The organism is Leifsonia sp. KNZ12-8B, from assembly GCF_056755495.1.
Genome location: NZ_JBPGXM010000057.1, coordinates 1 through 22,417, shown reverse-complemented (window position 1 = coordinate 22,417; position 22,417 = coordinate 1). Strand labels below are relative to the sequence as shown.

15 protein-coding genes are annotated in these 22,417 nt (G+C 72.7%); 3 read left to right on the top strand and 12 right to left on the bottom strand.

Features of this window, described 5'->3' with window-relative positions; all coding sequences use genetic code 11:
- The 8 genes from ACR9ZG_RS10295 to ACR9ZG_RS10260 all read right to left on the bottom strand — a co-directional run.
- Nucleotides 1-632, bottom strand: a 632-nt coding sequence (locus tag ACR9ZG_RS10295; RefSeq protein ID WP_481284735.1) for a zinc ribbon domain-containing protein, incomplete at its 3' end; no start/stop codon positions are given.
- The gene (locus tag ACR9ZG_RS10290; RefSeq protein ID WP_481284734.1) at nt 629-2,944 is read right to left on the bottom strand and encodes a transglutaminaseTgpA domain-containing protein; all 2,316 of its coding nucleotides are present in this window, start codon (nt 2,942-2,944) and stop codon (nt 629-631) included. The genes ACR9ZG_RS10290 and ACR9ZG_RS10295, both read right to left, overlap by 4 nt.
- Nucleotides 2,941-4,281 (bottom strand): DUF58 domain-containing protein, encoded by a 1,341-nt coding sequence (locus ACR9ZG_RS10285; protein WP_481284733.1) that lies wholly within the window; start codon nt 4,279-4,281, stop codon nt 2,941-2,943. The genes ACR9ZG_RS10290 and ACR9ZG_RS10285 overlap by 4 nt, the downstream gene beginning before the upstream one ends.
- On the bottom strand, nt 4,278-5,249 hold the full coding sequence (locus ACR9ZG_RS10280) for an AAA family ATPase (protein WP_301208660.1): 972 nt from the start codon (nt 5,247-5,249) through the stop codon (nt 4,278-4,280). The genes ACR9ZG_RS10285 and ACR9ZG_RS10280 overlap by 4 nt, the downstream gene beginning before the upstream one ends.
- Before the next feature lie 97 nt (nt 5,250-5,346).
- Entirely contained in the window at nt 5,347-11,307 is a 5,961-nt protein-coding gene (locus tag ACR9ZG_RS10275) for an Ig-like domain-containing protein (protein ID WP_481284732.1), read from the bottom strand.
- Nucleotides 11,280-12,752 carry a serine/threonine-protein kinase gene (locus ACR9ZG_RS10270; RefSeq protein WP_481284731.1) on the bottom strand — a complete coding sequence of 491 codons (1,473 nt, stop codon included), beginning with the start codon at nt 12,750-12,752 and terminating at the stop codon, nt 11,280-11,282. The genes ACR9ZG_RS10275 and ACR9ZG_RS10270 overlap by 28 nt, the downstream gene beginning before the upstream one ends.
- Before the next feature lie 136 nt (nt 12,753-12,888).
- Entirely contained in the window at nt 12,889-13,725 is an 837-nt protein-coding gene (locus ACR9ZG_RS10265; RefSeq protein ID WP_481284730.1) for a PP2C family protein-serine/threonine phosphatase, read from the bottom strand.
- Nucleotides 13,722-14,984, bottom strand: a complete 1,263-nt coding sequence (locus ACR9ZG_RS10260) for an FHA domain-containing protein (RefSeq protein ID WP_481284729.1) — start codon at nt 14,982-14,984, stop codon at nt 13,722-13,724. Before ACR9ZG_RS10260 ends, ACR9ZG_RS10265 begins: the two co-directional genes overlap by 4 nt.
- 155 nt (nt 14,985-15,139) lie before the next feature.
- Here ACR9ZG_RS10260 and ACR9ZG_RS10255 point away from each other — a divergent pair, with 155 nt between their 5' ends.
- Genes ACR9ZG_RS10255 through ACR9ZG_RS10245 form a run of 3 tightly spaced genes read left to right on the top strand, consistent with a single transcriptional unit; the run spans nt 15,140 to nt 18,451 of the window.
- Complete coding sequence (locus ACR9ZG_RS10255; protein WP_481284728.1) at nt 15,140-15,640, top strand: Lrp/AsnC family transcriptional regulator; 501 nt, start codon at nt 15,140-15,142, stop codon at nt 15,638-15,640.
- Nucleotides 15,641-15,642: 2 nt separating this feature from the next.
- Nucleotides 15,643-17,058 carry an aspartate aminotransferase family protein gene (locus ACR9ZG_RS10250; protein ID WP_481284727.1) on the top strand — a complete coding sequence of 472 codons (1,416 nt, stop codon included), beginning with the start codon at nt 15,643-15,645 and terminating at the stop codon, nt 17,056-17,058.
- Between the two features lie 4 nt (nt 17,059-17,062).
- Complete coding sequence (locus ACR9ZG_RS10245) at nt 17,063-18,451, top strand: NAD(P)/FAD-dependent oxidoreductase (RefSeq protein WP_481284726.1); 1,389 nt, start codon at nt 17,063-17,065, stop codon at nt 18,449-18,451.
- Nucleotides 18,452-18,556: 105 nt separating this feature from the next.
- Here ACR9ZG_RS10245 and ACR9ZG_RS10240 read toward each other — a convergent pair whose 3' ends face one another.
- The 4 genes from ACR9ZG_RS10240 to ACR9ZG_RS10225 all read right to left on the bottom strand — a co-directional run.
- Nucleotides 18,557-19,108: a YceI family protein gene (locus ACR9ZG_RS10240; protein ID WP_481284725.1), complete on the bottom strand. Its 552-nt coding sequence runs from the start codon at nt 19,106-19,108 to the stop codon at nt 18,557-18,559.
- Nucleotides 19,109-19,216: 108 nt separating this feature from the next.
- Nucleotides 19,217-20,428, bottom strand: a complete 1,212-nt coding sequence (locus ACR9ZG_RS10235) for a glycoside hydrolase family 3 N-terminal domain-containing protein (protein ID WP_481284724.1) — start codon at nt 20,426-20,428, stop codon at nt 19,217-19,219.
- Between the two features lie 27 nt (nt 20,429-20,455).
- On the bottom strand, nt 20,456-21,319 hold the full coding sequence (locus ACR9ZG_RS10230) for a carbohydrate ABC transporter permease (protein WP_481284736.1): 864 nt from the start codon (nt 21,317-21,319) through the stop codon (nt 20,456-20,458).
- A 140-nt stretch (nt 21,320-21,459) separates the two neighbouring features.
- The coding region (locus tag ACR9ZG_RS10225) for a carbohydrate ABC transporter permease (RefSeq protein WP_481284723.1) at nt 21,460-22,417 on the bottom strand (958 nt) is incomplete at its 5' end.

The following is a 22,417-nucleotide window of genomic DNA, read 5'->3' as shown; positions in this document are numbered from 1 at the left end:
GGCGGGGGGGGCGGCGGGGGGGCTCTGCGGCCGTCTACCCCCTGGGCCCCTATCCCCCCCCTCGCCCCCCGCGCCCCGCGTTCGCGGGGCCCCGCCCCCCCGCGGGGGGCAACGCCGCCGAGCGGGTGCGCGACCGTGCCGTTGCCGGAGTAGCGGTCGCAGATCCACAGCTCGCCGGCCTCCACGCCGAACTCGAGGTGGGTCTTCGACACGCTGCGCGCGGGATCGGAGATGGCGACGAGCTGGTCGACCCGCTCCCCCGGCTGCGTGATCGGCCGGCGGCCGACGAGACCGGAGCCGACGACCTCCACGGACTCGCCGGTCGAGAAGCTCAGCGTGAACGGGCGCGCGGGCGGCGCGGGAGGGGCGGCCTCCAGCGGGAGGACGATGGCCTCGGTCGGCGGAAGGCCGTCCTCGTCGAGGTCGTCGACCGCCGGGAACCGGCCCGCGACGGCGGGCGGCGGCGGCAGCTCGTCGACCGAGGGCAGGCGCTCCGAGATGATCGAGGTGTCGGAGGGGCGGGGGTCGGCGATCTCGGGCGGACGCACCCGGGAGGCCGTGACCGAGCTCCCGCAGTTGCCGCAGAACAGGGTGCCTTCCGCCAGCTCAGCGCCGCACACCCGACAGTTCATCGCCTGACCTTCCTCTCCCGTGTTCCTCCACGGTAACCGAGCGAACGCAGGGAGACGGCAGCGAGCAGCCGCTTCCACCGCGTGTCGCGCTTCGCGAGCTGCCCGCGGAGGTCGTCGACCGCCTTCCAGACCGTGTCCGCCTCCTCCGGGGTCGGCGCGGCCGGGCTGAAGACGGCGCGGTCGGCGACCTTGGCGAGGGCGGAGGCGCGGGCGCCTCCGATGGTCTGTGCGAACTCCAGCCGCGTGGCGGAGGGCGGAGGGTCGTAGCCGTGATCGACGGCCGCATCCGCGAACTCGCGCCAGCCGCCCACGATGCGCTCGGCGGCCGTGCGGGCGGAGCGGCGCAGCGCCCTGCGCCTCCACTTGGCCGCGATGACGGCGAGGAACGGCGAGACCAGCACGCCGAGCACCAGCACCACCCAGCCGACGGCGGTGAGGATGCCGAGCAGCGTCTCGAGCGCCGGGTCCGGCGGCTTCTGGTCGGCGCTGTCGACCTGCGACTGCGGCGGCTCGTCCTTGCGCTGCGGGTTCTCGTCGACCGGGGGCTGCACGTTGGTCTGCGGGCGGGAGATCTGCGTCGGCTGCTCCGGCTGCTTCGGCGGGACGGGCCGCTGGGGCGGCGTCGGGTCGACGGTGACCCAGCCCGTGCTCGTCTGCACCTCGATCCAGGCCGAGATGTCGGAGCCGACGAAGGTTACGGGTCCGTTGGCGGCGACATCGCCCGGTGCGACGAACCCGACGACGACCCGGGCGGGGAACCCGAGCTGCCGGGCCATGAGTGCGGCGGTCACCGCGTACTGCTCCTGGTCCCCCAGCATCGGCACATCGGTGAGCAGCTCGGTGATCCGGTCGGCGCCGTGGCCGGAGCGGCTGGCGGGCTCGTCGGGGCCGACGCCGTGGCTGAGGTAGCCGTCGGCGGCGAGGCCCTTCAGCGCGGCTGCCAGCCGCGCGCCGGCGCCGGTGACGCCCGCGGTGTACTTCTGCAGCGTCGACTGCAGCTCGTCGGGCACGACCGACGGCCGAGGGACCGCGGCGGAGCCCGGCTGCACGCGCTCCAGCTGCGAGGCGGTCAGCTGCGGCTTGACGACCGAGTCCGCGGTGTACGTGTCGCCGTCGGAGAGGCTCGTGGTGACGGCCCCGGTGCCGGTGACGTCGTTGTACGAGAAGGCGTCGTCGAGCGACGCGCCGTCCGGGCCGAGGAAGGACAGCTGCTCCAGCTGCCCTGACCCGGGCACCCACGGCCCGCGGTAGCCGCGGATCGTGACGGTCAGCTCCGCCTGCGTCCCGCGCACGCCGGACTGGTCCAGGCGGTACGGCAGCCGGGTGAACGAGCCGGAGGCGCTCGTGACGTCGCCGCTGCCGACCGAGTACGTGACGCCGTCGTAGGTGTCCAGCGTCGCGATGCGCAGCCTCCTGTCGCCGGTCAGGCCCGTCACGCTCAGCATCGGCTGGTCGGCGCGCGGCTCCTGCAGGTAGGCGCGGAACCCGCTCAGCGGGCTGGGGTGCTCGCGGGGGTCGAAGGGCTGCTCGACGGCCGTCCGGACCACCTGCCGGTCGCCGGAGGGAGGCGCGAGGGCGGCCGCAGCGATCCCGACCGCGCCGGCGCCGAGCATCATGACGGCGGCGCCGACCGCGGTGAGCAGCACGGTCGAGCGGCGCTCGCGCCGCGTCTCCACCCGCAGGCCGCTCTGCTCGCGGAGGGTGCGGATGGCCGCGTTGCGCCGCCGCAGCCGCAGCCGGATGAGCCAGATCAGCAGCACAGCGCCGAGCGCCAGGACCAGCGGGACCGGGACGGGCGCGACGGCCGAGCCGAACAGCACGCCGGCCACGAGCAGCACGACCGGGACGATCGCGGCGAGCTCTGGCCGGGAGGACCGCACGGCGGTCGAGACGGCGACGACGGCCGCCAGCAGCGTCAGCACGAAGGCCGGCACGAGCAGGGCCTGGTACGACCCGACCGGGACGGTGATCGTGACCAGCTGCTTCCAGCTCAGCCAGGTCGCCTGCACGAGCGTGACGAATCCGTCCGCGGTGGGCAGGAGGCCGCCCGCCGTGGCCGCGGTCGGCACGGCCAGCTGCACCCCCGTCGCGAGGTACCCGACCGCGATCAGCCCGGCGACGACGATGCTCGGCCAGCGGAACAGCGCCGCGACCACCGCGATGGCCCCGCCGAGGACGAGCGCCCCCGCCAGCATGACGACGAACGCGGGCGACTGGTAGATCGGCCAGAACGACCAGGCCGCGAGCCCGACGGCCACGAGGGCGAAGCCGACGTCGACCGCCGCGCCGCGCAGGCGCGCGAGCCCGGTCATGTCGCGAGCCGTTTCGCCAGGCTGCGCTGGAGGTCCTCCAGGTAGCCGATGGTGAGCACGCTGAGGTCGGCGACCCGGCGCAGCGACGGCGCGGCGCCCTCGTCGCAGACGATCGCCACCACATCGACCCCGAGCGGGAAGTGGGAGGCCGCCGCCCGCAGCTGCGTCGCCGTCGGTACCGAGCCGCACACGAGGAACGCGATGGAGATGCCGGCCGCATCCTCCGCCGCCACCTGGGCCAGCTCGGGCAGGCGCAGCGCGGCGGTCGCGCGCTCCACGCCCGAGAGGTCGTCGAGCAGGGAGCCGCGGTTCACCGTGCGCAGCCGGCGCGAGCTGAAGACCATCCGCTTGGCGAAGTCCGGCGTCTCGGCGCTCGCCACCACCGACACCGTGCGGGAGTCGAGCATCGCGCGCACGCCGAGGGAGCCGGTCGCGCTCACGGCCAGCTCGAACTCCTCGTCGGTGGCGTAGTCGGCCTCGGACAGGCTGAGCGCGACGAGGAGGTGGCTGCGCCGGGTCTCCTCGAACTGGCGCACCATGTAGCTGCCGGTCTTCGCGGTGCTCTTCCAGTGGATGTAGCGGCGCTCGTCGCCCGGCTGGTATTCCCGCAGGGCGTGGAAGGCGATGTCGCTGGAGGTCAGGTCGCGGGTGGGAGCGCCCTCCAGGTCCCGCACGAAGCCGGTGCTCATGCTCGGGATCGCGATGATGCGCGGGTGCACGAAGAGGTCGAGCGACTCCGCCCACACCACCTCGCGCCGCAGCAGCCCGATGGGGTCGGCCCGCACCGTCCTGACCGGGCCGATCGGGACCACGCCGCGGCGCTGGGTCGGCACGATGAAGACGTCCGCGTGCTCCTCCCCCGCGGCCAGCGGCGGCGCGGCGAACTCGGCGAGCCCGTGCCCGACCGGCACCTCCACCCGGACCCCCGGGAGCCGGCGCCGCAGCGGGTTGCGGATCGCGACCCCGCCCGGCGCCCGGTCGCCGACGACAACGCGGTTCGCGGGCAGCGAGAGCCGAACCGCATACGCGATGCGCCCGGCGAGGTAGCCGGAGGCGATGACCAGGAGGGCGAGCGCCGCCCACCCGAGCACGACGGCCTCCACCCAGCCGAAGACGTACCCGGCGGTCAGCGCCGCCACCATGAGCAGCGCCATCGACCAGCCGAGCGGCGTGACGACGCCGCTGACGCGCCGGGCGACCCGGGCGACGGCACGGCCGGCAACGGCGCTCGTGCGGACGATCCAGACGATCGCGTCGGCGAGGACGCCCTCCCGCTCGCCGACGATGCGGGCCCGCGCGTTGGTGAGCTCCGCCTGCGTCCGGGTGACGGTGGTCACACGGCGGCCCGATCGCTCGGCGGCGGGACCTCGATCAGCAGCTGGCCGACGATGCTGGAGGCGGTGACGCCCTCGAACTCGGCCTCCGGGTCGAGCACCAGGCGGTGGGCGAGCACCGGCTCGGCCAGCGCCTTCACATCGTCGGGCGTCACGTAGTACCGGCCGGACGCGGCAGCCAGCGTCTTGGCCGCGCGGACCAGGGCGAGCGCGCCGCGCACGCTGACGCCCAGCCGGATCTCGTCGGCGTCGCGGCTGGCCTCGACCAGGCGCGAGACGTAGTCGTTGATCGTCGGGTCGACGTGCGCGCCGCGCGCCATCGTCGCCATCTCGACGACCGTGGCGGCCGAGACGACCTCGGGCACGACGACCTCGTGGGCGCGGCGCTCCGCGCCCTCCAGGATGCGCAGCGTCGCCTCGTGGTCCGGATAGCCGATCGACGCCTTCATCAGGAACCGGTCGAGCTGCGCCTCCGGCAGCCGGTAGGTTCCGGCCTGCTCGATCGGGTTCTGGGTCGCGATCACCATGAAGGGGGCGCCGACCGGATGCCGGACGCCGTCCACGGTGACCTGCTGCTCCTCCATCACCTCCAGGAGGGCGGACTGCGTCTTCGGGCTCGCCCGGTTGATCTCGTCGGCGAGCACGATGTTGGCGAAGATCGGGCCGCGGTGGAACTCGAAGGCGCCCGTCCGCTGGTCGTAGATGTTGACGCCCGTGATGTCGCCCGGCAGCAGATCGGGCGTGAACTGGACCCGGTTGGTGGTGCCGCGGACGCTCTCGGCGATGGCGCGCGCGAGCGAGGTCTTGCCGGTCCCCGGGTAGTCCTCGAGCAACAGGTGGCCCTCGCTCAGCATCGCCGTCAGGGCGAGCCGGATGACGTGGGTCTTGCCCAGGAGCACGCGGTCGATGTTCTGCACCAGGCGGTCGAACACGCCCGAGAACCAGCTGGCCTGCTCGGGGGTCATCGTCATGCTGCGGCCTCTCGGGGTCGGTCGGGTCGGATCGGTCGGTCGGGTCGGGCGGGGCGGGAGGCTCGGGTTCCCCCTCCGACAGTATGGCGGGCGATCATCATGGCATGCCGGAGGCGGGATATGTCTGCGTGTACTCCGCGTCGCCAACGGTCACGCGGACCTGCAGCGCAGGGTCGAGCACGTCAACGGGAGCGACGCAGCTCGCGGTCTGGCCGGCCGCCGGCATCGGCGCGGTCGTGACGCCGCCGTCGCAGCTGTAGGTCACGCTGCTGTACCCGGAGCCGGTCGGCCACGACGTCCACGTGAAGGTGCGCGTGGCCGGGTCGTAGCGCTGGCCGTCGATCGCGGTGCTCACCGCGACACCCAGAGGCGTCGTGAAGCCGGGAGTCGAGCACAGCTGGGATCCATCCGGATACGTCTCGCAGATGCTGTCGATGCGGATCTGCAGCGGGACGCCGTAGTGGCTCGCGGCGTTCTGGCCGGAGGCCAGCCCGCTCGTGCCCTTCAGCTGACCGCGCTCCGCGACTCCGGGGCCGAGGAGGGTGTAGTCGATGACCGGGCTGCTGCCGCTGCCGTGGCGGTACTGCACGTCGACCTGGAAGTCGTAGGAGCTGCCGCCGTTCGGCTGCGGGCCGGCCGAGGCCGCGACGTCGGTCACGCCTCCCGGCGCCTGGCGGACGGTCGCGGTCGCGATCGAGCTGCGGGTGCAGCCCTGACCGTTGTACGCGTACACCGCGAAGCCGTAGGTCTGGTTGGGCTGCAGGCCGGAGAACGACACCTGTCCGCCCTCCACCTGCTTGAAGGATCCGGACAGCGGATCGTGGCGCAGCACGGGCGCGCCGTCGGCCACCCCGGTCACGGTGCAGTTCGGCACGGCGCCGCCCTGGAACACCGCCGCGAAGTAGTCCGTGATCGGCTTGCCGTTGTCGCTGAACACGCCGGACCAGCTCAGCGTCGCGGTCGTCCCGTCCTCTTCTCTCGGGGTGGCGACCGGGGAGACGCCGGTGGTCAGCGGCGCTCCGGCGGGCACGCCGCTCCCCTCCGTCTGGTTCCAGGTCGTGCGGCCCTGGTAGAAGCCGTTGCGCGACGAGACGGCGAAGCCGATGGAGGCGCCGTTCGCGATCCCGGCGTCGGTGATCGACAGCGAGTACGCGGTCCCGACGGGGTCGCTCCCGAGCACCTGCAGCGAGTTGGTCACGCCGCCGAGCGTCACCCAGTACGAGGTGATCGGGCTCGCCCCCGGGGCGTCCGCCGGCTTCGTCCAGGTGATTCGGAGCCCGTGGTCGAGCGGCGTCGAACCGACGGAGGCGGGCGCGTTCGGGACCACATCCGACCAGACCGGTTCGGCGTAGGAGGTCGGGTCGGAGGCGCCGAGGGCGTTCTTCGCCCGCACGGTCAGCGTGACGGCGTTGTCCGGGCCGTTCCCCGGCGTCTGGATGGTGCAGGTCGTGGTGCTGCACTCGGTCGTGGAGAGCGTCGCCCCGGTCGCCGCCGACGCCATCGTCACGTCGAACCCGGTGATCGGCGAGTTGTTGAACGCGCCGGGCACCCAGCTGAGCGCGAGGCTGCGGTCCCCGATCGCGCCGATCTGCACGTTGGAGACGGGGGCCGGCCGGTCCTGCACCGAGACGACGACCGTGCCCCAGGTGTAGCGGTCGGCGTCACCGGTGGCGTCGGCGACCTCGTACTGCAGGGTCGCGTCGGCGGGTGCCGCCGTCGGCGAGACGGTGATCGACAGCGTGGCGTTGTCTGCGCTCGGCGTCACGCTCACCCCGTCCGGGAGGCCGCCGCTCGCGGCCCGCACGGCGACGACGCGCAGCGGCTTGCCGGGGAACGGGTTCGTCGCCTGGTCGTTGGTGAGCACGTCGACGGTGGAGGTCTTGCCGCGCGGCGCGATCACGCGGTCGGACTGCGGGCTGGCCAGCGGGCGGGTGGACGGGACGACGTTGACGTCGATGCGGCCCGCCTGCCCCGCGTTGACCGCGTCCTTCACGCCGATCGCGATCGAGGGCCGCGCGCCCTTGGCGGTGCCGGCCGCGACCGTCACGGTCAGCTTCTGCCCGTCCAGGGCGAGCGTCACGCCCTCCGGCCGCGGTTCCTGGATGCTGTACTGCAGCTCGTCCTGGTCCTGGGCGTACGGATAGCGGGTGAGCTTGGCCAGATCGACGGTCTTCGACTGGCCGGGTTCGAAATCGATGAGCGCCCCGGTGAAGACGGGCGGCTGGTTCTCCCGCGGGGTCACCTCGATCGGCAGGACGATCGTCGCGACATTGCCCTTCGGGTCGTTCGCGCTCGTGCCGTCGGTGACCTGGAACGAGATGGAGGCCGGGCCGAAGTACCGCGAGGACGACGTGTACTGGAGGGTGTCGCTGTTCACGACCAGGTCGTCGCCGTCGGCGTGGGTCGCGCGCACGGTCGCGGCGTCGGTAAGCCGCACCTTCCTGCCGCCGACCGCGACGATGTAGTCGTTGAGGTGGATGGTCAGCGTCTTCTCGCTGACGACGGTGAGAGCCGGCGCGCCGCGCTTGAGCTGCGGCAGCGCGTCGTCGTAGCCGGGGACGTGCACGAAGCCGTAGGCGACGATCGACTCGTCCTCCGGGTTGGCGACGCGGAACGGGATGATCTGGCTGTCCGCGGCGATCGCCACCCGGATGCGCTTGTCGGACGTGACGCGCGCGTCCGATCCGTAGCCAGGGACCAGCGACAGCCTCAGCGACGACACCGGCCCGTCGGCGAAGAAGACGTTGGCCAGCACGTTCACGTCGACGTGCTCCTTGCCGAGGATGTCGGACAGCCCCAGCGTCGTGTCGTCGACGACGGGCCGCGCGGGCGGCGCGTTCTCGTCGACGGTGACGCGGAGGAACGCCTGGCTCGTCCCTCCCCGCTCGTTCTGGATGCTGTAGAGGAACCCGTACGTGCCCTCCGCCGACGGCGTGACCACCTGCACGAGGTCGCCGGTGACCTTCGCCTTCGCTTTCCCGTCGAGGGAGGTCACGGCGGTCACCGAGAGCGGGCTGCCGTCCGGATCGCTGTCGTTGGCGAGGACCTGGACGCTGAGCGTCTTCGCGGGACGCGCGGTCACGTCGTCCTGCACGGCCACCGGGTTGCGCGCCCCCTCCACGTGCGGGGCGATGCCGACGCGGACCGTGCCGGTCGCCCGAGCGCCGAGCGCGTCGACCACCGCGTAGGAGAAGGTGTCGGTCCCCGCCGCGTACTCGCCGGCCTGGAAGTCCATCCAGTCGGGCCCAGAGGCGACGACCGCGCCCTTCTGCGGGTTCGTCTCCTGCCCGATGAACTGCACGGAGTCGCCGTCGGGGTCGATCCCCGAGAGCGGGACGGTCACGCGGACGACGTCGCCGGCGAGCACGCGCGTCGTCACGGTCTTGGGCACCGGCGGGTTGTTCGTGGCGGCGTCGCGCTCGCGCACGGCGATGGTGACCTCGGCGGTCGCCCACTGCCCGTCCTCCCCGGTGACCCGGTATGCGGCCGTGTAGTTGCCCGGCTTCGACGGCGCCAGGTAGCGCAGCTGGTCACCGCTCGCGAACAGCAGACCGGCGCCGGCCGGCAGCGGGGTCGCGAGCGCCGGGTCGAGCGTCAGCTCGTCGCCGTCGGGCTGCACGTCGTTGGCGAGCACCGGGATGTCGACGACGTCGTCCACCCGCACGGCGATCGAGTCGGGCGCCGCGATCGGCGGCTGGTGCACGGCGAGCGGGGGCAGCTGCACGATCGTGACGGTCCCGACCGTGTCGGCCAGGCCGTTGCTGAGCCGGTAGTGGAAGTCGACCGGGCCGGCGAGCGGACGGCCGAGGGTGACGCGGAGGGTGCGCTGCTGCAGCACCTGCACCGACACGCCGGTGGCGGGGTCGGGCGGGGTCACCCCGGTGACCAGCAGGACGCCGCCGGAGGGATCGATGTCGGTCGAGAGCACGTCGACGTCCTGCGTGGACTGCTCGCGGATGAACGCGGTGTGCGGCACCGCGATCGGCGCGGTCTTGGCCCCGGGAGGAGCCTTCACCTCCACCCGCACCAGCCCGGTGGTCGTCACCACGCCGTCGGTGACCGAGTACTCGATGTTGTGGGTGCCCGGCTGGTCCGACTCGAAGCGGAAGGTGCCGCCCTGGTAGTCGGGGGTCAGCGTCGCGTCCGCCTTGGTCGGGACCGTGCTCAGCCGCACCGTGCCGTTGCCGCCGCGCACGTGGTCGAGCGGGCGGACCGTGACCTCCTGCCCCTCGTACGCCTGGACGGCGAACGGGTCGGCGATGATCGGCACCTGGCCCGGCGGCCGCACGGTCACCGCCAGCAGGCCCGTGCCCTCGGAGCGGCCGTCGGAGAGCACGAGGGAGACGTCTTTGACCGACCCGCCGTCGCCGTGGTCGGAGTACGCGACCTGGCCCTGCGGCGTGTGGGTGACGAGATCGGGCGCGGGGACGGCGGCGCCGGCCAGGTAGAACGAGTCGCCGTCCGGGTCGAAGCAGTCGCCCAGCACAGCGGCGGTGACGCGTCCGCCGGACTGCACCACCGCCTTGGCGTTGCGCACGCACACCGGCGGCGAGTTCTCCTCCGCCACCCGCACGGTGACCGTGACGTGCGCGGTGGCGGTACCGCCGCGCCCGTCCGAGATCGTGTAGTCGAAGGCGATCGCCCCGCTCGCCGTCTCGGGGAGGGAGATCTGCAGCTGCTGGTCCGCATTGGTCAGCTCGACCGTGCCCTGGCCGTCCGGGATGGCCGTGAACGAGTCGATGGTCAGCACGTCGCCGTTGGCGTCGTAGTCGTTCAGCAGCACCGGCAGCGGCGTCACGCGGCCCGGCCGGGCGCCGAACGCGTCGTCGGCGGCGACGGGAGGCTCCTCCTGCTTCTCGTACTGCGGCGCGCTGTCGGTCTTCGACTGGTCCACGAGCTCCTGCGTGGTCTTCTTCGACACCAGCTCGTCCCAGTTGTCGATGCGGGTGTTGCCGCTCTGCACCGCCCACGCCACGCCGGAGCGGGCGTCGTTGAGCACGACGCGCTCCCGGTTGACGCGGAACGCCAGCTGGGCGCCTCCCGGTACCTCCGCCAAGTTCGTGGACGAGCCGCTGCCTCCGGCCGCGCACGACCGCCAGGCCGCTCCCCCGGTCCAGGCGGCGTAGGTGCAGCCGGCGACCGTGACCGGCGCGGCGGGAGCGCCGGACGCCCCGGTCAGCGGGCGCGTCGGCGCCGACCCGTCGAGCGGCACGCGGACGAGGCCCGTGCTCGCGGCCAGCCACACGGCCGACCCGGTCGCCGACGGCTGCTGCAGGACGATGTCGGATGCGCCCTGCAGCTCGCTGCCGAGGCCCACGGCCCTGCCGTCGAGCCACAGGGTGCGCTCGGCCGGGTCGAAGACCGCCCAGTGCCCCGCCACCGAGGTGATGGCGACATCCTCGCCCTCGCCGGTCGTCGCAACCTTCTGCGTGGTCGTCGCGGGCTCCGGACCGGTGAGGTCGACGCGGACGACCGAGCGCGTGCCGGGCTGGTAGGCGAACAGGACGCCCGACGGGTCGAGCGCGGCGACGGTCCGCCCGCCGAGGTCGATGGTCGGCGCCGACCCCGCGTTGTATTGGTCGAGCTGGTCCATCGTCGTCAGCCACAGCTGGCCGGTCGTCTGCGACAGCAGCGCGACGTGGTCGCCCGCGACGGCCACCTGCGGCGATCGCGGCGGCAGCGCGACCGACTTGCCCGCCTCGGCGGTCGCCGGGTCGACGGCGGCGACCGTGCTGGCCTCGCGGTCGACGAGGAGGACGTTCTCGCCGTCCTGCACCACGTCGAGCGCCTCCCCCGTGCCCGCGACGACGGAGTTGAGCTTCTCGATCTCGGTGTTGGCGCGGCCCAGCGACTTCTTGGCGTCGCTCGCCACCCACACGGCGGCGTCGTCGAGCATCATGTGCTGGGCGCTGTAGCCGCCGGAGACCACCGCGAGCGTCGTGACCAGGGCGGCCACCACCGTCCCGGAGACCGCCGTCGCCGCGACGGACTTGTGCGCGGCGACCCACGACCACACGGCGCCCGGCCCGCTCACGGCGAGTCCGTCCGCTCGACGCACTTCTGCCCGCTCGGCTCGCCGGTGCGGCCCGCGCGGTTCACGGTCACGGTGACGCAGACCGTCTGCCCGGGCTTCGCATCCACCCGGAACTCGGTGGCGCGCTGGCTGCTCGGCGGCGAGCCGTCGACCGCGACCTGGTAGGCGTCGTCCTCCTGGAGGCCGGGGTCGGTCCAGGTGAACACGATCGTGCTCCCGGTGACCCGCCCGCTGAGGTCGCGGACGGTCGGGATGTCGTCGGCCTGGCCGGCACGCACCAGGACGATCCCGGCGGTGACGGCGAGCACCACGACCAGGACGGCGCAGGCGACCAGCGAGACGATGAGCGCGCGCGGCGTGCGGGCCGGGGCGCTGGGCTGGGTGCTCGGGGCGCTCCCGCTCTCGCGCACGATGGTGCGGGTCGGCGCACGGGTCGGCCCGCGCGCGCCGGACGGCGCCTCGACGGGCGCCCGCCGGCGGCGCCTCCGCGCCGACCCCGGGTCGACGGCGACGACGCCCCGCACGCGGGTCCGGTCCTCCGGGTCGTCGGCCGTGGCCAGCGCCCAGTCGTCCATCGCGACCTCGATCGGCGTCTGCGGGAGGCCGAGCTCGACCTCGACCGACTGCAGCTCCCTGATCAGCTCCAGCGCGCTGCGCTGTCGCTGCGCCGGCTTGCGCGACATCGCGCGCAGCAGCACCTGCTCCAGCCGCGCAGGCACGTCGGCGCGGCCGATCGGCAGCGGCCGGCCCTTCGTGATCCGCTGGATCAGCTCGGCGGAGGTGTTCTCCTTGCCCGGCACCTCGAACGGCGACCGGCCCGCGAGGAGCGAGTACAGCGTCGCACCGAGCGACCAGACCTCGCTGGCGATGGTGCCACTGGTCTCGTCGAGCAGCACCTCCGGCGCGGACCACGGGATGCTGAGCCCGATCGCCTCCGTCACGTCGGCCTCGCTGAGGGTGGCCGCGATGCCGAAGTCGCTCAGCACCGGGTGCCCATACGCCGTGGTGAGGATGTTGGAGGGCTTGATGTCGCGGTGGAGGACGCCGGCGCGATGGGCGGTCTCGACCGCGCTGGCGATGCGGACGCCGACGCTCAGCGCGTCGGCCACCGCCAGCGGCTCGGTGCGGTAGCGCTGCCCGATCGCGGACGAGCACAGCTCCATGACGAGGTAGGGCCGGCCGTCGGCCGAGACGCTCGCCTGGTACACGGTGAGGATCGAGGGATGCGTGCTCAGCTGCGCCATCAGGTTGGCCTCGGCCTGGAACATCTGCTTGACCTGGCTGGTCACCACCTCGGCGAGCATGACCTTGACCGCGACCTGGCGCCGCGGCATGTTCTGCTCGTACAGGAAGACGTCGGCGAAGCCGCCCGAACCGAGCACCCGGACGTACGAGAAGCCGGGGAGGTTCGGCGGCTGGGACGGCAGGCGCCGGGCCACGTTGCTCCTCCCGGTCGTCGCGGACGGCATCCGCTGCTGTGGAAACGGTCTGACAATTGTAGGCAGCGGCACCTCGCCCGGCGGCTGCCAGGACCCGGTCTGGGGACAACTGGACGACCCCCAACTCGGGGGTCACGAACGGGACCGGCGGAGCGCCGGCGGCGTCCTAGTGGCGCCGCGCCGCGCGCCGCGGAGTGCCCTCGCGATGGGCGCCGGACTCCGGCGTCGCGAGCACGTCGACGACCACCACGGTGACGTTGTCGCGGCCGCCGTTGCCGAGCGCCGCGTCCATCAGCTGCTGCGCCGCATCCGCGGGCGAGCTGCCCTCGCTCAGGAAGTACCGGATGCCGTGCTCGGTCAGCTCCTTGGTGAGCCCGTCGGAGCACACCAGCAGCCGGGAACCGGCGACGATCGGCAGCAGGAAGTAGTCGGGCACCGGGTCCTCGTTGAACCCGACCGCGCGCGTGATCACGTTGCTGTGCGGGTGCACCTCCGCCTCCGCCGGGGTGATGGCGCCCGCGTCGAGCAGCTCCTGCACGATCGAGTGGTCGAGGGTGAGCTGCTCCAGCGTGCCGTCGCGGAAGCTGTAGACGCGCGAGTCGCCGATGTTGAACACGAGCCAGTACGGCGAGCCCTCCACGAGGGTGAGCGCGATGCCCGTCACCGTCGTGCCCGTGCCGAGATCGGTGTGCCCGACGCCCCGGCCCATGTCGTCGACCGCCGCGCGCAGGGCACCGGTGAGCGACACCTCCGTCACGAAATCGGTCGACACCTGCTCGGCGAGCCGGGTGACGACGGCGGTGCTGGCGAAGTCGCCGGCGGTGTGGCCGCCCATGCCGTCGGCGACGGCGAAGATGGGCGAGCGGGCGAGCAGGCTGTCCTCGTTGACGCTGCGTCGGTATCCCTTGTCGCTCAGAGCGGCCCAGGCGAGGCTGATGCGCGCGTCCTGCGTCCCGGGGACGGTGACGGTGTGGCGCCTGTTGCTGCGACCGATCTGGGTCACGGGCGTCCTTCTTCTCGGCGGTCTTCCCGCATCGGCGGCCGGTCCGTCCCCCACAGCCCGGCCGAGGCGGCGGTGATCTCGATGATATTACCGTCGCCGACGGCGATCGTGGTCCCGGCGAGCACGGCGACCGACTCGCCGGGGCGCAGCAGGGTCGTGTGCCCGGCCGGGGAGGTCACGGTCGTGCCGTTGGTGGAGCGGAGGTCGGTGACGACGACCGCCTCCCCCTCCTGCTCGATCCGGACGTGCGTGCCGGACACCTCGTGCGTCGGCGAGTCCACCGCGACGAGCCGCGGCGGAGCGCCGGTGTCGAGGCGGAGCGGCGCGGGCCTCCGGCCGATCAGCACCGGGGCGTCGAGCAGGATGGCGGGAGCCGAGCCGATCCGCAGTGCGAACGCCGGCGGGGCGGGCGGGGGGACGACCGGCTCGGTCGGGGCCAGCTCGTCCTGCGCTGCGGGCGCGGGAGGAGAGGCCGGTGCCGGCCCGGGCGGCACGATGATCGGGGCGACGATGTCGACCGCCCCTGGCAGTTCGTGCGCGACCGGGTGCGCCCCCTCGGCCCCCGGGTGCTCACCCTGGTCGCCGGGGTGCCCGAACAGGCTGGAGCTGCCGACGCGCCGGCGCAGCACGGTCTCTTCGGCGACGGGTTCGGACGGGGCGGAAGCGCCGGCGGGTACGCCGGCAGGTGCGCCCGCAGGTGCGCCCGCGACCCGCGGCACGCGCTCGATCGGAGCGACGCTCCAGGCGAGCAGCTCGCCGTCGACCACGCCAAGCCCGAGCGGCAGCGAGCCGATGGTGAGGGTGGCGACCGGTCCGGTCGGGTGATCGTCCCCGCCGACGACGAGACCGGTCACGTTGCGGAACTCGGCGAGCACCCACGGCTGGACGCCGCCGGCGGAGAACCGCCGCGAGCCTCCGACCGAGAAGACGTCGATCACCGCGGATCCGCGCACGACCGCCGTGACGATCCGTTCTCCGTTCGCACCGGCCGCTCCGAGCTCGGCGACCGCGAACGAGCGCACGCTGTCGGGCCCGGCAAGCGGGAACGCGCCGACGACCGACTCGATGGTGGCCAGCTCCGATTCCGCGAGCCACCAGACGGCGTCGACGATCTCGTCGGAGACGGTGCTCTCGACCGCGGCGACGAACCTCCGCCCGGCGATGAGCAGCCAGCGGGCGGGGCCGCCGGTGGGCGCGTAGCGCGCATAGCCGGCCGAGCGCACCGGGCCCGTCGCGGGGGTGGAGCTGCCGGCGGTCACCTGCTCGAGTCTAGCCCGGCGCCGGCGTCGCACCGGGTGGGCCGCCGACGATCACCGCCACTCGGCCGGCCCCGCCCTGCGGATTCCGTCAGCAGATCGGCCGCGAATGTGCGGAATCGCTTGCAGGACCGCATGCCCACTGACACAATCGCTCCATGAGTACCCCTCGGGCGACGAACGGCACGAAGGCGGCCAACGGCGCGAAGGCGCCGCAGATCGACGACGTGTCGAAGGCGATCATCGAGCAGCTGCAGGCGGACGGCCGTCGCTCGTACGCCGAGATCGGCAAGGCGGTCGGGCTGAGCGAGGCCGCGGTGCGGCAGCGCGTGCAGAAGCTGACCGAGTCCGGGGTCATGCAGATCGTGGCGGTGACCGACCCGATGCAGCTCGGGTTCTACCGCCAGGCGATGATCGGGGTCCGCGTCAGCGGGGACACCCGGGTCGTCGCCGACCGGCTCGCGGCCATGCCGGCCGTGGACTACGTCGTGCTCACGGCGGGCTCGTTCGACATCCTCGCCGAGGTCGTCTGCGAGAACGACCTCGATCTGATCACGATGCTCAACTCCGAGATCCGGACCCTCGACGGCGTGCTGTCGACCGAGACGTTCGTCTATCTCAAACTCCATAAGCAGTTCTACAACTGGGGAACGCGATAACCATGACGACAACCGTTGAAACCTTCGGCGAGCCGATCACTGCCGACGAGGCGGCCCTGCAGGCGAAGGCCAGGGACCATCTCTGGATGCACTTCGCCCGCCAGTCCGTGATGGAGGAGGGCCACGGCGTCCCGATCATCACCCGCGGCGAGGGCCACCACATCTGGGACTCGCACGGCAAGCGCTACATCGACGGCCTCTCCGGGCTGTTCGTCGTCGCTGCCGGTCACGGCCGCAAGCGCCTCGCCGAGGTCGCGGCCAAGCAGGCCGAGCAGCTCGCGTTCTTCCCGATCTGGTCGTACGCGCACCCGAACGCCATCGAGCTCGCCGACCGGCTCGCGCACTACGCGCCGGGCGACCTCAACCGCGTGTTCTTCTCCACCGGCGGCGGCGAGGCCGTCGAGACCGCCTTCAAGCTCGCCAAGTACTACTGGAAGCTGCAGGGCCGGCCCACCAAGCACAAGGTGCTCTCCCGCGCGGTGGCCTACCACGGCACCCCGCAGGGCGCGCTCGCCATCACCGGCATCCCGGCGATGAAGGAGATGTTCGAGCCGCTGACCCCGGGCGGGTTCCGCGTGCCGAACACGAACTTCTACCGGGCGGCCGAGATGGGTGCGCCGAGCGACGACCTCGAGGCCTTCGGCGTCTGGGCGGCCAACCGAATCGAGGAGATGATCCTGTTCGAGGGGCCGGAGACGGTCGCCGCGGTGTTCCTCGAGCCGGTGCAGAACTCGGGCGGCTGCTTCCCGCCGCCTCCCGGCTACTTCCAGCGGGTGCGCGAGATCTGCGACAAGTACGACGTGCTCATGGTCAGCGACGAGGTCATCTGCGCCTTCGGCCGCATCGGCCACATGTTCGCGTGCGACGAGTACGGCTACGTGCCGGACATGATCACCTGCGCGAAGGCGATGACCTCCGGCTACTCCCCCATCGGCGCGACGATCATCAGCGACCGCATCTACGAGCCGTTCAAGCACGGCAGCACGTCGTTCTACCACGGCTACACGTTCGGCGGTCACCCGGTCTCGGCCGCGGTGGCGATGGAGAACCTCGACATCTTCGAGGAGGAGAAGCTCAACGAGCGCGTCCGCGAGAACTCGCCGCTGTTCCGCGCCGAGCTCGAGAAGCTGCTCGACCTGCCGATCGTCGGCGATGTCCGCGGCGACGGCTACTTCTTCGGCATCGAGCTGGTGAAGGACAAGAACACCCGCGAGACGTTCAACGACGACGAGTCCGAGCGTCTGCTGCGCGGGTTCCTGTCGAAGGCGCTGTTCGACGCGGGCCTGTACTGCCGTGCCGACGACCGCGGCGACCCCGTGGTGCAGCTCGCGCCGCCGCTCACGATCGGGCCGGACGAGTTCGTCGAGATCCGGCAGATCCTGGAGTCGGTGCTCACCGAGGCGTCCAACCACCTGTAACGGGATGGACTACCGGGGCACGAGCTTCTGGTTCGACTCGATCGCCGGGGCGGAGGACGGATTCCGTCCCCGCCCCGGCCTCGAGGCCGACGCGACGGTCGACGTCGCGATCGTGGGTGCGGGCCTCACCGGGCTGTGGACCGCGTACTACCTGCAGCAGCTCGACCCGGGGCTGCGCATCCTGCTGCTGGAGAAGGACGTCGCCGGGTTCGGCGCGTCCGGCCGCAACGGGGGCTGGTGCTCGGCACTGTTCCCCTGGTCCGCGTCGCGGCTGGCCGAGCGATACGGTTCCGACGCCGCGGTCGCGCAGCGCCGGGCGATGGTCGCCACCGTCCACGAGGTGGGCAGGGTCGTGGCGGCGGAGGGCATCGACTGCGACTACGCCCTCGGCGGCACGGTGACGTTCGCCCGCGGCCGCGCGCAGCTGGCGGCCGCACGCGCTGAATTCGAGGAGGCGGAGCGCTTCGGCGTCGACCGCGTCGCGCTGTGGGGCACCGAACGGGTGCGGGCGCGGTTCGGGGTGACCGACGCGGTCGCGGCGACCGTCACGCCGGACTGCGCACGCGTCCACCCTGGCAAGCTCGTGCGCGGCCTGGCGCGTGTCGTGGAGGCGCGGGGCGCGGCCATCGCGGAGCAGACGGAGGTGCTCGGCTGGCGGGACGGCGTCGTCCGGGCCGTGTCGGCCGGCGTCGAGCGCCGCGTCACCGCCGGAACCGTCGTCAACGCGACGGAGGGCTTCGGGTCGCAGCTGCCGCAGGTCGGCCGGCGCATCCTCCCGCTGTACTCGCTGATGATCGCGACCGAACCGCTCCCCGCCGCGGTGTGGGACCGCATCGGGATCGCGCACGGCCAGACCTTCACCGACTTCCGGAACCTCATCGTGTACGGCCAGCGCACCGCGGACGACCGGATCGCGTTCGGCGGCCGGGGCGCCCGCTACCACCTGGGCAGCGCGGTGCGGTCCGACTACGACCGGTCGCTGCGCGTGCGCGACCACCTGGTCCGGACGCTCTTCGACCTGTTCCCGGATGCCGTGGGCGCCCGCATCACGCACCACTGGGGCGGTCCGCTGGGTGTCCCGCGGGACTGGCACGCGAGCGTCTGGCACGACCCCGACGCTCGGGAGGCGTGGGCCGGCGGCTACGTCGGCGACGGGCTCAGCACGACCAACCTCGCGGGCCGCACGCTCGCCGACCTCCTCACCGGCCGGTCGACCGCGCTGACGCGGCTGCCGTGGGTCGGTCACCGGTCGCGGCCGTGGGAGCCGGAGCCGCTGCGCTTCGCGGGCGCGAACGCCGGACTCGTCGCGATGGAGGCCGCCGACCTGGAGGAGCGCGTGACCGGCCGCCCCTCCATGATCTCCCGCGCGGTCGCCCCCCTGATCGGCCACTGACGACCCCGCTCCCCCGCCGGCAACCGTCGAGTACGCCCGAATTACGCCGAAACCGCCGAATACGCGGAGAATCCGTGTACTCGGCGGTTCGGGAAGGCGCTGGGCTCAGGCCTGGTTCAGGACCGCCTGGAGCTCGAGGGTGATGGTCACCTCGTCGCCGAGCAGCATGCCGCCGGTCTCGAGCGCCGCGTTGTAGGTGAGGCCGAAGTCCTCGCGGTTGATCTTCGCCTTCGCGGTCGCGCCGGCCTTGTAGTTGCCGTACGGGTCCTGGCCGAAGCCGCCGAAGTCGAACTCGAACGTGACGGGCTTGGTGACGCCCTTGATGGTCAGGTCGCCGTCGACGAGGAACTCGCCGCCCTCGTGGCGGACACCGGTCGAGACGAAGTCGATGGTCGGGTGCTCCTCGGCCTCGAAGAAGTCGCCGGTGCGCAGGTGCGCATCGCGGTTCTTGTCCTTGGTGTTGATGGAGGCGACCTCGGCCTTGGCGCTGACCTTGGAGTCGAGCGGGTTCTCGGCGGTGACGAAGGTGGCGTCGAAGTTCTCGAAGACACCCTTCACCTTGCTGATCATGAGGTGGCGGATGCTGAACCCGACCTCGCTGTGGGTGGGGTCGATGGTCCAGGTTCCGGCCTTGTAGCCGGGGATGTCGATGGTCATTCGCTGTCTCCTTGGTCGGTCCGTCGCGGGGGCGGCACGCGCCGCACAGGTACATGCAAGCGCATGGTTCCCGATCCTATTCCGGGATCGCGAAAATAAGTTGACGTGTCACTGTTTTACGGTGAGCGTTCGCCGCAGCTCCAGTACCCGCAGCACGCTCGCATCCAGCTGCGGCTCCGGGATGCGCCCCTGCTGCACGGCCGTCACGACCGGGTCGATGAGGCCTGCCGGGTCGGCCCCGGCCGGCAGCACGTCGAGGACCACGTCGTTGCCCGCGGCGATGGCGCGCACGGCGTTCTCGCCCGCGTCCTGGTACTCCGGGAGCCCGGTGTCCTCGAGCATCCGGAGATCGTCGGTGATCGCCACTCCCCGGAAGCCGAGCTCGTCGCGCAGGATGCGGTGCCACGCGGGCGACAGCGACGCGGGCGCGGCATCCACCCCGCTGTAGGCGAGGTGACCGAACATCACGAACTCGGCGCCCGCCTCCACCCCGGCCCGGAACGAGGGCGCGTCCCGCGCGGCCCACTCGTCGTGCCCGAGCGGCGTGGTCGGGACCGTCAGGTGCGAGTCGGCATCGGTCTCCCCGTGCCCGGGGAAGTGCTTGAGGGTGCTCGCCACGGCGCCGCGCTCCCCCGCGACCGCGGCCGCCACCCGCAGCGCCGCCGAGGCGGGGTCGCCGCCCAGCACGCGGTCGGCGATGAAGGAGACGGGGTCGGCGGTCACGTCGGCGACGATCCCGAAGTTCACGTTCACCCCGGCCTGCCGCAGCAGCGCCGCACGCCGGCTGAACGCCGCGGTGGCCGCCGCGGGAGGCTGGTCGCGCAGGCCGCCGGCGCCGGGCAGCGTGTCCCACGGCAGCCGGGTGACGTCGCCGCCCTCCTCGTCGATGGCGATCAGCGGCGCCAGCTCGGGGTCGGCCGCTCGCATCGCCGCCGTCTGCGCCGCCAGCGCCTCGGGCGAGGGCGGGATGTTGTCGCCCATCAGGATCATCCCGCCGAGCCCGTGACCGGAGGCGTACGCGCCGAGCGCGGCGCCGTCGGTCCCCGGCTGGTGCAGCACGAACAGGCTCGCCACCTTCTGCTGCAGCGTCATGCGCGCGAGCCGGGCCTCCGCGAACGCGGTGATCGGGTCGGGCGTGGGGGTGGGCGTTGCCGTCGCGCTCGGGTGCCGGCTCGCCGCCCCCGTGGGTACCGCTGCGCCGGCGCCGCTGCATCCCACCAGCACGACCGCTAGTCCGGCGGCGACCACGGCGGACGCCCAGCGGCGGGTACCGGCGCGACGCGTACCGGCGCGACGCGTGCGTGACCTGCGGGAGAGCATCCCTCGATGCTAGCCCGGCGCCCGCCCTCAACCCTTGACGGCGCCTCCGAGTCCGGCGCTGCGCAGGAACAGCCCCTGGAACACCAGGAACAGCGCGATCGGGATGAGGGTCGAGATCGCGAGCGCCGCCAGGTACACGTCGAGCTGGATCGCGGCCTGGAGGGTCGGCAGCCGCACCGACAGCGGCTGGAGGTCCGGGTCGCGCAGCACGAGCAGCGGCCACAGATAGTCCTTCCAGGCCGCGATGACCGCGAAGACCGACACCACGCCGAGGATCGGCTTCGACATCGGAAGCACGATCGACCAGAACAGCCGGAACGGCCCGGCGCCGTCCGTCCGCGCGGCCTCGAAGATCTCGCGCGGGAGGTTGTCGAAGAACCGCTTGACGAGCACGACGTTGAACGCGCTCGCCCCGGCCGGCAGCCACACCGCCCAGAACGTGTTGATGAGCGACTGCCCGAGCAGCGGCGGCTGCAGGATGGTGAGGTACAGCGGCACGAGCAGCACCACCGACGGCACGAACAGCGTCGTCAGGATGAGCCCGTAGAGCACGGCGCCGTACCGCGGCCGCAGCACGCTCAGCGCGTACCCCGCGGTCGTCGCGACGAGGATCTGCGCCGCCCACGCCCCCGCCGCCACCCAGATGGTGTTGACGAACTGCACGTCGATGTGGACGGTCGACCACGCCTCCGACAGGTTCGCCCAGTCGACGCCGTTCGGGAACAGCGCCATCGGCGTCCGGAGCGTGTCCTCGGTCGGGGTGATCGCGGCCTTCGCGAGCCAGAGCAGCGGCCCGAGCCCGACGACGACGAGCAGCGCGAGCAGCACGCCGTGCACGGCGCGCGTGGTCCAGCGGACGCCGGGCCGGCGGCGGTCCGACGGCGACAGGATGCTGCGGCCGCCGTCCTCCTGCTCGCGGCGCGGCCGCCGGCGCCACGGGCGTGGCGACCGCGGCGGTTCAGGCACGGCGCCGGGCTCGATGACGTCGGCGACGACGGTGCGGACCTCGGGCGGCAGCTGGGTGGAGGTGCTCAACTCTGGCTCCAGGACTTGGTGAGGCGGAAGTACACGAGGGAGAGGACGGCGAGGAACGCGGCCAGGATCAGGCTCAGCGCCGTGGCCGCGCCGTAGTCGCCGCCGAGCGAGTTCTGGAACGCGTACCGGTAGATCAGCAGCAGGATCGTCACGGTCGAGTCGACCGGGCCTCCCCCGGTGAAGAGGAACGGCTCGAGGAACACCTGCGCCGTGCCGATGATCTGCAGGATGAGTGTGATCAGCAGCACGCTCCGCAGCTGCGGCAGCGTGACGTGCCAGATCTTGCGCCAGATCCCGGCTCCGTCCACCTCGGCCGCGTCGTACAGCTCGGGGGCGACGCCGGTGATCGCGGCCAGGTAGATGATGATCGTCCCGCCGGCGGCGGCCCACGTCGCCTCCACCACCAGGGACGGCATCGCCTGCGTCGCATCCTGGATCCACGGCTGCGGCGGGATGCCCACCCAGCCGAGGATGGTGTTGAAGACCCCGGTCGGGCGCGCGTCGTAGAAGAACTTCCACAGCAGCACCGCCACGACGGGCGGCACCACCACCGGGAGGTACGCGAGCGCGCTGTACAGGCCCTTCGCCCGCTTCACCTCGCTCATGAGCACGGCGGCGATCAGCGGCACGGGGTAGCCGAGGATCAGTGCCAGGAGGGCGAACCAGGCGGTGTTGCCGACCGCCGTCCAGAACAGCGGGTCGTTCACCACCTGCACGAAGTTGTCCCAGCCGACCCAGGTCGGCGGCGACACGAGGTTGGTGTGCTGGAAGCTCATCACGACGCTGCGCAGGATGGGCCACCAGGAGAACACGCCGAAGATCACAAGCATCGGCAGCAGGAAGACGAGCGTGCTGAGGCCGGCCCCCCCCCCCCCCCGGGGGGGGGGGGCGGGGGCGGGGGCCCGGGCGCCCCGGCGCGCGGCAGGGGGGCTGGGGGGGGTTGTGAGTCGGGGG

Bases quoted from the DNA above. Each gene is read 5' to 3' on its own strand.
- ACR9ZG_RS10290 (WP_481284734.1), bottom strand. From the start codon at position 2,944: ATGACCGGGCTCGCGCGCCTGCGCGGCGCGGCGGTCGACGTCGGCTTC.
- ACR9ZG_RS10280 (WP_301208660.1), bottom strand. From the start codon at position 5,249: ATGACGATGACCCCCGAGCAGGCCAGCTGGTTCTCGGGCGTGTTCGAC.
- ACR9ZG_RS10270 (WP_481284731.1), bottom strand. From the start codon at position 12,752: ATGCCGTCCGCGACGACCGGGAGGAGCAACGTGGCCCGGCGCCTGCCG.
- ACR9ZG_RS10255 (WP_481284728.1), top strand. From the start codon at position 15,140: ATGAGTACCCCTCGGGCGACGAACGGCACGAAGGCGGCCAACGGCGCG.
- ACR9ZG_RS10250 (WP_481284727.1), top strand. From the start codon at position 15,643: ATGACGACAACCGTTGAAACCTTCGGCGAGCCGATCACTGCCGACGAG.
- ACR9ZG_RS10245 (WP_481284726.1), top strand. From the start codon at position 17,063: ATGGACTACCGGGGCACGAGCTTCTGGTTCGACTCGATCGCCGGGGCG.
- ACR9ZG_RS10240 (WP_481284725.1), bottom strand. From the start codon at position 19,108: ATGACCATCGACATCCCCGGCTACAAGGCCGGAACCTGGACCATCGAC.
- ACR9ZG_RS10235 (WP_481284724.1), bottom strand. From the start codon at position 20,428: ATGCTCTCCCGCAGGTCACGCACGCGTCGCGCCGGTACGCGTCGCGCC.